The organism is Lacticaseibacillus sp. 866-1, from assembly GCF_016861825.1.
Taxonomy (GTDB): Bacteria; Bacillota; Bacilli; order Lactobacillales; family Lactobacillaceae; genus Lacticaseibacillus.
The window spans coordinates 1-8,198 of sequence record NZ_BOLU01000046.1 but is presented as its reverse complement, the minus strand read 5'-3'; the positions used below and the strand labels follow the sequence as shown (position 1 = coordinate 8,198).

At 49.5% G+C, this 8,198-nt stretch carries 12 protein-coding genes; 8 read left to right on the top strand and 4 right to left on the bottom strand.

Annotated features, from left to right (window positions below; all coding sequences use genetic code 11):
- Nucleotides 1-320: 320 nt before the first annotated feature.
- From JUE30_RS10945 to JUE30_RS10930, 4 genes are all read right to left on the bottom strand, one after another.
- Nucleotides 321-1,487 carry a site-specific integrase gene (locus JUE30_RS10945; protein WP_203624853.1) on the bottom strand — a complete coding sequence of 389 codons (1,167 nt, stop codon included), beginning with the start codon at nucleotides 1,485-1,487 and terminating at the stop codon, nucleotides 321-323.
- 79 nt (nucleotides 1,488-1,566) lie between these two features.
- Nucleotides 1,567-1,824, bottom strand: a complete 258-nt coding sequence (locus tag JUE30_RS10940; RefSeq protein ID WP_203624852.1) for a hypothetical protein — start codon at nucleotides 1,822-1,824, stop codon at nucleotides 1,567-1,569.
- Nucleotides 1,825-1,847: 23 nt separating this feature from the next.
- Nucleotides 1,848-2,111, bottom strand: a complete 264-nt coding sequence (locus JUE30_RS10935; RefSeq protein ID WP_203624851.1) for a hypothetical protein — start codon at nucleotides 2,109-2,111, stop codon at nucleotides 1,848-1,850.
- A gap of 2 nt (nucleotides 2,112-2,113) precedes the next feature.
- Entirely contained in the window at nucleotides 2,114-2,857 is a 744-nt protein-coding gene (locus JUE30_RS10930) for a helix-turn-helix domain-containing protein (RefSeq protein ID WP_203624850.1), read from the bottom strand.
- Nucleotides 2,858-2,982: 125 nt separating this feature from the next.
- On the opposite strand from JUE30_RS10930, the gene JUE30_RS10925 reads away from it, so the two are divergent.
- The 8 genes from JUE30_RS10925 to JUE30_RS10890 all read left to right on the top strand — a co-directional run bounded on the left by JUE30_RS10925 (nucleotide 2,983) and on the right by JUE30_RS10890 (nucleotide 8,023).
- On the top strand, nucleotides 2,983-3,180 hold the full coding sequence (locus JUE30_RS10925) for a helix-turn-helix transcriptional regulator (protein WP_203624849.1): 198 nt from the start codon (nucleotides 2,983-2,985) through the stop codon (nucleotides 3,178-3,180).
- Between the two features lie 36 nt (nucleotides 3,181-3,216).
- Entirely contained in the window at nucleotides 3,217-3,492 is a 276-nt protein-coding gene (locus JUE30_RS10920) for a DNA-binding protein (protein WP_203624848.1), read from the top strand.
- A 194-nt stretch (nucleotides 3,493-3,686) separates the two neighbouring features.
- Entirely contained in the window at nucleotides 3,687-4,076 is a 390-nt protein-coding gene (locus tag JUE30_RS10915) for a hypothetical protein (RefSeq protein ID WP_203624847.1), read from the top strand.
- Entirely contained in the window at nucleotides 4,073-4,897 is an 825-nt protein-coding gene (locus tag JUE30_RS10910) for a bifunctional DNA primase/polymerase (protein ID WP_203624846.1), read from the top strand. Before JUE30_RS10915 ends, JUE30_RS10910 begins: the two co-directional genes overlap by 4 nt.
- Nucleotides 4,897-6,477 carry a phage/plasmid primase, P4 family gene (locus tag JUE30_RS10905; RefSeq protein WP_203624845.1) on the top strand — a complete coding sequence of 527 codons (1,581 nt, stop codon included), beginning with the start codon at nucleotides 4,897-4,899 and terminating at the stop codon, nucleotides 6,475-6,477. Before JUE30_RS10910 ends, JUE30_RS10905 begins: the two co-directional genes overlap by 1 nt.
- 371 nt (nucleotides 6,478-6,848) lie before the next feature.
- On the top strand, nucleotides 6,849-7,286 hold the full coding sequence (locus tag JUE30_RS10900; protein WP_203624844.1) for a hypothetical protein: 438 nt from the start codon (nucleotides 6,849-6,851) through the stop codon (nucleotides 7,284-7,286).
- On the top strand, nucleotides 7,273-7,647 hold the full coding sequence (locus tag JUE30_RS10895; RefSeq protein ID WP_203624843.1) for a hypothetical protein: 375 nt from the start codon (nucleotides 7,273-7,275) through the stop codon (nucleotides 7,645-7,647). The genes JUE30_RS10900 and JUE30_RS10895 overlap by 14 nt, the downstream gene beginning before the upstream one ends.
- A gap of 67 nt (nucleotides 7,648-7,714) precedes the next feature.
- Entirely contained in the window at nucleotides 7,715-8,023 is a 309-nt protein-coding gene (locus JUE30_RS10890) for a hypothetical protein (protein ID WP_203624842.1), read from the top strand.
- The last annotated feature ends 175 nt before the right edge of the window (nucleotides 8,024-8,198 follow it).

The window sequence follows — 8,198 nt, the reverse complement described above, 5'->3', positions numbered from 1 at the left end:
CAACCGTATTTTCCTTGAGCGTGTCTGGTTTAACCCCAAAGCCCACAACCTGGCGGCTTAAAAAAAGAGTACCTAGACCAATTAAGGTCTAGATACTCTCATAAATTATGTTCAACTTCACTTGACGAAGAGCCAAAAAAATGCCCCATCAGCCGAAGCCGATGAGGTACGATTTGGTGCTTTCTGGGTGGTCAGGGGTTTGCACCCAGTTCCACGTGAAACACAGTTATACCGCGACTTAGAGCCGCTTTACTTGCTAAAATTAGGGGCGCTGGTCATACGTTTGGTCATATCTGCCTACTTATCCACAGCTTAGCGCCTCAAAATGCCAGGTAATCAGCCACCTTTTTCGCCGCCTCATCGTTCTGGTTTTTGGTGACGTGAGTATAAATATTTAACGTAGTCTGTGCATCTTCATGGCCTAACCGTTCCTGCACTTCCTTGATGCTGGCCCCGGCAGCAAACAACGCACTAGCATGACTGTGACGGAAACCATGAACGGTGATCCGGTGAGGCAGTTTAGACTGAGCAGCCGCCTCATCTGCTTCCTCGATCTGTTTTAGCCACTTTTCAGGCTGGTTTAGATACTTGTGGGTATTCTTGCTGGTGGCAAATAGAAGCTGGTCAGAACGCCGCGTATTGATTCCTAGGGCCATGTATTTCTGCATCTGAATCACGCGCCAGTGTCTCAGCGTCTTCATCGTGATTGCATCCATCGAGACCGTGCGGCGGCCTTTGCTGGTCTTAGGCGCTTGAACGATCTGCCGCCCCTTTTCGCCTTGCGTGAGTGTCTTATTGATCCGGATGCTGCCATCCGAAAAGTTTATATCAGCCCAGGTCAACGCCAGGCACTCACCACGGCGCAAACCGCCGAAAGCCAGCACCCGGAAAAGCGTGTACTTTTCTGGTTCCTTATCCTGGTCGATGTAGCTAAAGAAATCAGCCAGGGCCTGCTTATCCCAGAAATTCTCTGGTGCATCCCCCGCTTTAGGCTGGCGCTTTGGTACGATCACCCGCTTAGCCGGGTTATCCGGGATATACCCTTGCCGCAGCGCATAATCTAGTACGCTGCCAACATAATCGAACCACCGCTTATAGTTTCGGGTGGCTTCCTTGGCCCACTTATTGACCAGGCGTTGCAACATAGCTACCGTGATCTCATCCACGCGCTTATCTTTCAGCGCAGGTAAAATATGATTATCAAACATCCCCGCCGTGCGGCAGTATGTCGATTCTCGTACCGTGTTGATATAGCCGGTGTACCAGGCTTTATATGCTTCCTTAAATTTGATGTGTTTACGTTTTGTGAGGTCATCTCTATCAGCGTCTAGGGTCAATCTAGACGCCCAGAGGGTGGCCTCTTTTTTACTGGTAAAACCGCGTTTGCGTGAATACCGGGGCTTTCCTGTTAGATCATCACGGCCGATATAAACGCGCGCCGAATAGCGCAGGCCCTTATCGGTCTCATATTTTTCTATTGATGCCATTTTGATACTCCCTTTCGTACCAGCTTGCGGGCAGGGTATTCAGGGACTAGCTCAGTTACGTTTCAATATTTCTAAATGATCAGAATACTGTACCTGGCGGCAGCATCCGGGAAACTAGCCAGGCGCTGAGCTGTCTATCATGCAGCTTCAGCATCGGCTTTAGTTCATCAAAGGCCAGCCAGGCGGTCTCATTACCGTGATCTATCACGATATGGCCTTGTACCAGCGCATCATCACGCAAGGCAAAGCCCAGCGCTTCTAATTCACCTGCTTTAGCACGTAGTTGATCGGCTAGGGCCAACTCATGCCGGTTTAGTATTCGCGGCCCGTCTAGCATTATGATCATCCCCTTTCAGATGGTCACAGGTAGTAGACAACGCCTTTAGGTGCTGATCTTGAAACCAGCCAGGCGCGTAACTGATTCCCGTGTAAGTCAAGCATTGACTTCATGTCATCAAGAGTGATAAGCGCTGTACCATCCGCATAATCGAGCTGCACTAGATACTGTCTTACTAGATCATCTTGCACGGTGTAGCCCAGGGCTTTCAGCTCAGGGGCCTTAGCGTGTAACTGCTTAATAAGGTCTTTATCGTGCTCAGTTAGCTCAGCGGGATAATCTCGCATGATCAGTCATCCCCTTCAAGGTGAATACCACGCATATCAGCAACATCACTGATCACATGATCACGTTCCTTATCAGTTAGCAACTTGCCTCTGAATTCAATCGGGGTGCTTCGATCTTCTAAATCAATGCCGTGAGCTTGCGCGTTTCTAAACCGCGTGAGGATCGCGGCTATTTCTATTTCTGGCGTTGTGTACGGGTCACCAGTGTATTCGTCTGGTGGAATGGTCTCGTCGTAGCTGCCGTAGTCTTTCAGGCCATTAGGATATCGCGGATAAAGTTCAGTAGTAATTACGGGTAGCACATCATCCGATAAAACTGAGTGAATTATTTCATCGGCGTTGTCCTGTTCTAGTAACCAGTCCATTCCACCTTGCAAATCGTCAGTCGTGCTATAGATCTGTTTTCCTGTGTCGGAATCAATCGAAACATAAGGCGTAACTACTCTTAGATACTCATCTAATGCTTTGCCTAGCGTTCCATCGGGTGCCTGGCTTATCGCCTGCCTGATGTACTTGATCACACTGGCCTCAAAGTCTTCACGGCTAACAGCCACACCCCGAAGGTAATCTACAGAAACACCCAGGGCATTGGCTAACTTTTTCCACGTTTCAATTTTTGGTTTACGAACACCCTGTTCGTAAGATCGAACGGAAGGTAACGAAATTCCTGCCGCATCGCTTAATTCTTGCTGAGTTAACTTGCTTTTCTCTCTACTAATTTTAATCCGGTTTCCATTGCCAGGCATGAGCTTCCTCCCATTTTTGTTGTACTACTTTGTCAGTGTACCACAAAAGTATTGACATGAATATGATACATCGGTATTATCTAGTTGTTGGTAATACTTTTGTATTAGGAAATAGGGGTGATCAAATGGCAACAGCAACGCCTGAGTTTGTTCGTTCGTTACGGCGAGTTCGCGGGCAAGAGAATATTTCAATTGTTGAGCTGGCGCGCCAGACCGATGTAAGCCGCTGGACGGTTGATCGGATTCTCAGCAGTGAACATGGTACAACGGCCCGGCCAAGCACGTTGAAAAAACTCAACAAATGGCTATATGAACGGGTCTAACGGGCACCTGAAACCAGCAAAGGAAGTGATGAGAATATGCCTAAATCAGTCACGTTAGCTATCCCAGATGAGTTTGAAACGGGCCTGAAGTCTGAAATGCGAGCGGCTGCCCTGGAAGCATTCAAGCAGGTAGCTGGCAAGCACGCATTCAGCGAATACATGAACCGCACCCGGTTAGCAGATTACCTGGGATGCAGCACTGCCACGGTCGATAAGCTGACCGCGTTAGGGCTGCCAACGATCACAGTAGACAGCTTGAAGATGTACAAGAAAAGCGAAGTCGATACCTGGTTACTGAAACATCAATACTAAAAAAATTCCAGTCTTGCGGGCAGGTAGTAACCAGATCTAAAAAAGCCGCCAACGCGGCGGCACAAAGTAGGTGAGCATCATGACAGAGCTTTTCTCTGGTTTCGTTCTTTGGATCATCACACACACGCAAACGATCGGCGGCCTAGGCATAGCGTTCTTGTTAGGCGCGATTGCGGGGATGTGGATCGAGTTTAGTGGCAAAGAAAAAGGCCCTCACCGCGCTGACACACGGTGAAGGCTGGCTGGTAGAAAATCATCCGACCAAGGCTGTTTTTCTGCCTTCATTATATCAGAAAAATACCAATATGGGGGCAATCACAATGCAAAACGTTAATTCAGAATTTGAAAAGCTGGCACCAATCGCTATCAAGCTCAACCAGGTAGAGGCAGTGCTCACTGCACTGAATGATCAGTTAGCTGATATCAGTGATCTCGTCAAGCGAGCGGATGCCAATAAGAGCAGCACGACAGACGCCTTACTAGCAACGCAAGTAAGCAACCGTTATGAGACCTGGCGCAACCTGACCGAATTAGCTCAGGACGAACTGCGAGACCAGCGCCAGAAGCTAGAGGGCCTGGAATGAAAGGCACGTTTGGAGAGTTCGCGCAAAAGTATCAACAAAAGGGCTTTCCAGTCTATCCCCTAGCACCTGGCACCAGCATCCCCTTTAAGGGATCTCATGGCTTCAAGGACGCCACGCTAGACCAGGCACAGGCAGCGGAATGGTGGCAAGCTAACCCGCTGGCGAATATCGGCATAGGGCTGAGCGATATCAGTATCCTGGTGTTCGATATTGACGCTGGCGGCCATGCTAGCGGGGTCGATGGCCTGGCCAACCTGAAGCGGCTGATGGCTGAGGGGCGCGCCGGTGTGCTGCCAAGTACCTACACTGAGCAAACACCAGGCGGCGGGTTTCACTATTTCTATCACTACCCCGCTGATCTGCACCTAACGCAGCGCGCCAACCTGTTCGCTACTGGCGAAGAAGTTACCGGCCTTGATTACAACGCGCAAGGCGTTCCCGTATTGCCCAGTATTCGCCACGGTAAGCGATATAAGCGAGCTGGCGATAAACGTATCGCAGATATCGCAGAAGCGCCCAGATGGCTTCTAGATGAGCTTGAACGGGTCTCAGCTTCACCTGATGGCATCCACTCGATCATCAAGAAAAAGTGGGCGGGCAAGCTGCTAGATGAAATGGTAAACGGGGCCGGCGTTGGCAGCAGGAACGACTATCTGACCAGGCTAGCCGGCAAGCTGATTTTTACCGGGGCTGATCCCGATACCGTTTATAACTTGTTACTTATCACGAACGACAATTTTTTAGATGAACCGCTTGATGGCCATGAAGTTGATGAGATCTATAAATCGGTCATGAAGCATGAGGAAGGACGGCAAGACTAATGCCTAAAAAAGAGATGCCAAGCGATGTGAAAGAGGTCGCTGAGCAAATGACAAAGGCGCAAAAGAAAGCGGCAAAGCATCAAGGCGAACCGTTTGACGTATACGCCTATCCCGCACCAACGGGGGCAGATCTGACCAATCCTGATGCTCTGGCTGCCTATAACAAAAGACTATCTGGCTGGCTGCCTGCATGGCTTACAGTGCGCTTCAGCGTTAAGAACCACGAAACCAAACGCATCGTGTACGTGAATGAAGTGGTTTACGGTGACGCCTTCCTAAAGCAGCGGCCAATGCTATCACTCAGCGCACTGCCTGAAGGCGCTCAATATCTGGATGATAGCGGCACCTGGGAGTTCTTTAAGCGCGGCGGGGCTAACTCAGTGATCGAGGCGCAAGCCACCAAAGACCTGACTGCCTGGGGTGCTTACTCAGATAACAACGTGCAGAAAATTCGCAAGTATATCCGCCGGGCTAGTCATGATCCAAACGCCGGGGAATCATCCCCGTTCGATCACGTCAAGCCTGAGCTGGTGGCCTTCAAAAATGGCACGTATGACATTAAGACCGGCCAACTGCGCGAGCACCAGGCTAAGGACTATCTGCGCGCTAGGCATGATTACGCAGTTGATCCAACGAACAACCGGGCACCTGAGACCAGAAAACTGCTCACTGCGATGCTAGGCGATGCCGCTCAGTTCTTTATCGAGTATATCGGCTATATGTTCTATCACAGCTACGCGCCGTTTCAGTTCCTGGTGTTCCTGCATGGTGACGGCGGGGAAGGCAAATCTACCCTACTAGCTCACCTGGCGAACAACATTCTAGGCAAAGAGAACGTTTCAACCGTGGTACCCGCTGAACTATCCGGTGAGCGGTCGCATTTCAATGTGATGCTGCTGAAGGACAAGGAAGCGAATATCTGCGCTGATATCTCAGATGGCCGCCTAACTAACACGGGCGTGCTGAAGTCCCTCACTGGTAATGATCTAACCAAAGGCGAGAACAAAGGCCAGGACGGCGTTACCTTCACCAACCACGCCAAGTTGCTATTTAGTGCTAACGAGCTGCCAACCTTCAGCGATACCACGGCGGGCTTTGCTGATCGGGTCAAAGTCATGCGCCTGATCAATGGCGACACGCGTAAAAACCCCGGCTGGTGGGATCAGTTCGATACCAAAAAGATCGAGGCTGAAGCGCCGGCGTTCGCGATGGAAAGCATTCAAGCCTTCAAGGCGGCCATGGATCGCGGCAAGTTCTCTAACTCTGACGCACTAGAAACCAGCACCAACGAGTGGCTGACAGAGAACGATATTTTCGGGCAGTTCTTAGAGGATCGGTGTCGAGTAATGAGAGGAAATGCGGATCTGCAAACTGATCCACAGCAATTTTATAGATCATGTAAAGCCTGGTATGAGGGAAGCGGCTATATGCCACTCTCACTTAAAACAATCAGTGCGAAACTTCAGCAGCGAGGCATTAGTCGCAGACGTGTGCGCGTTGGTGAGGATAGGCCTTACAGATATATCGGCGTTGAACTCAAAGAAAACAAGCCTTGGGCCTTACTCGACGGGGGGCACTGAGTCCCCTGTCCTAGATTGTCCCTAGTTTGTCCCTAGTTCGTAAATCGCGGCTATCCCTTGCTGCTGTATGTCTGTCCCTACTTTCCCTACTTTCTCTCTCGAAATTGGAAAAAAATTTAAAAAAGAGAAAAAGAAAAAATAAGAGAGAGAACAGGTGACGGCTTTCACCAAGTTTTGAGGCCAAAAACTAGGGACGTAGGGACAGCCTTACAGCCTCAGTGAATAGCGCGTTTTTATCTGAAAAATAAAGTAGGGACAAAGTAGGGACAGCAGGACAGGAAGGATGATCAGCATGAATCAGATCGCAAATCGAGGCCAACCGCAGTGGCTGGCTTCAGATCTAAACCAAATCAGTTAGGGGGCTGGCTATCATGCCAGAACGGCGAATTATGGATCCGTATTATCAGACAAAAACAAAGCTGAACCGGGTAAATGAGCAGCGGGATAAAGTCCTGGCCCTGAAACAGCATTGTGATGAACTCAGGCAATGCAAATACCGCACACCTGATCAGCAAGAAACGTTAGATCTATACGAGGCCACGCTTCAGGCACAAGAGGCCAAATTGAGGCAGATCACCAAACAAGTATCTGGCTGGATAGATATGTTGGACTTTTTCGGGAAAGACCAGGAACAAGAAACGGTTAGGTATTACTACCAGGACTGCTATAGCCTCTCTGAGGTTGCTTCCCTCACTTACTGCACCAAACGTACTGCGCAACGTCACCTAGCTGCCGGCGTTGGCAAAATTGATGCCTTATTGAATTACTTGGAAAAACAGAGAAAGGATGAGACCGATGAGAGTGCTTAACCTTGAAGGGTTTCCGTTACGTCAAAGAGATCTGCTTCACACCTGGGGGCAGATTAGCGCGCTGTATATCCCGCTTCAGGCGATGATGGATAACCCGTATGACGTGGTTCATATGAGCCGTACAGATTTGCTGACGTTGGTGCAGTGGTGCGAACGGCTAATCAGGATCAAAGGCAGCAACCCTAGCGCCCACAGTTATCGGCTGAAAAGCCTGTTCGAGCGTTCGCCTGGTGGCTTCTACATAACAAACGGCCAGATGAAGGGCGCGATGATCCTGGCAGAGTTCGAGCCAGCAAACCTAAGCCGAAAGAACTGGATATTCAACGTTTCGGCCAAGTCGTTGCGAGATCTAAGCAACTGAGAAACCTTATAAAACCTTAAATGTATTCCAGCTATAAAATAACGATTCAGCAAAGGGGGTGATCAAAATGAAGATGAGGGAAAACGTGCAGCATCAAATGCAGAACATGGCACGGCAGCTAAGTGATCTAAATCAAGAAATCAGCACTATCAAGGCTGTGCTAGCAGATTACGAGACACAAGCAAAAGCCGAAATTGCTACGGGCATCCCCGCGGCGGTAACAGATGGCAGAAAAGCCTTGAAGCAGATCCACCGCAAGCGGGCTGATCTGGTGATTCTAACAGCTAAACGGGATAGATTCCGTTCGATTATGAGCGGTTATCAATCAATTCTAACAAAGAAGGGAGTGAAGATAGATGGCAGATTACACACTTAGCGCCAAGTTAAACGCAGATGCTAGCGGGTTTAGCAAGCCTGGATTATTCATAGAATTTCAAAAAAGCAGCGCAATCCCATGATTCACACGGGACTGCGCTGCTTTGGTGTTTCACCCATTGGGTGCGCCTATATGCTAAGGTTGAGTCGACAAAAACCATCACGAAAGCGAGGCT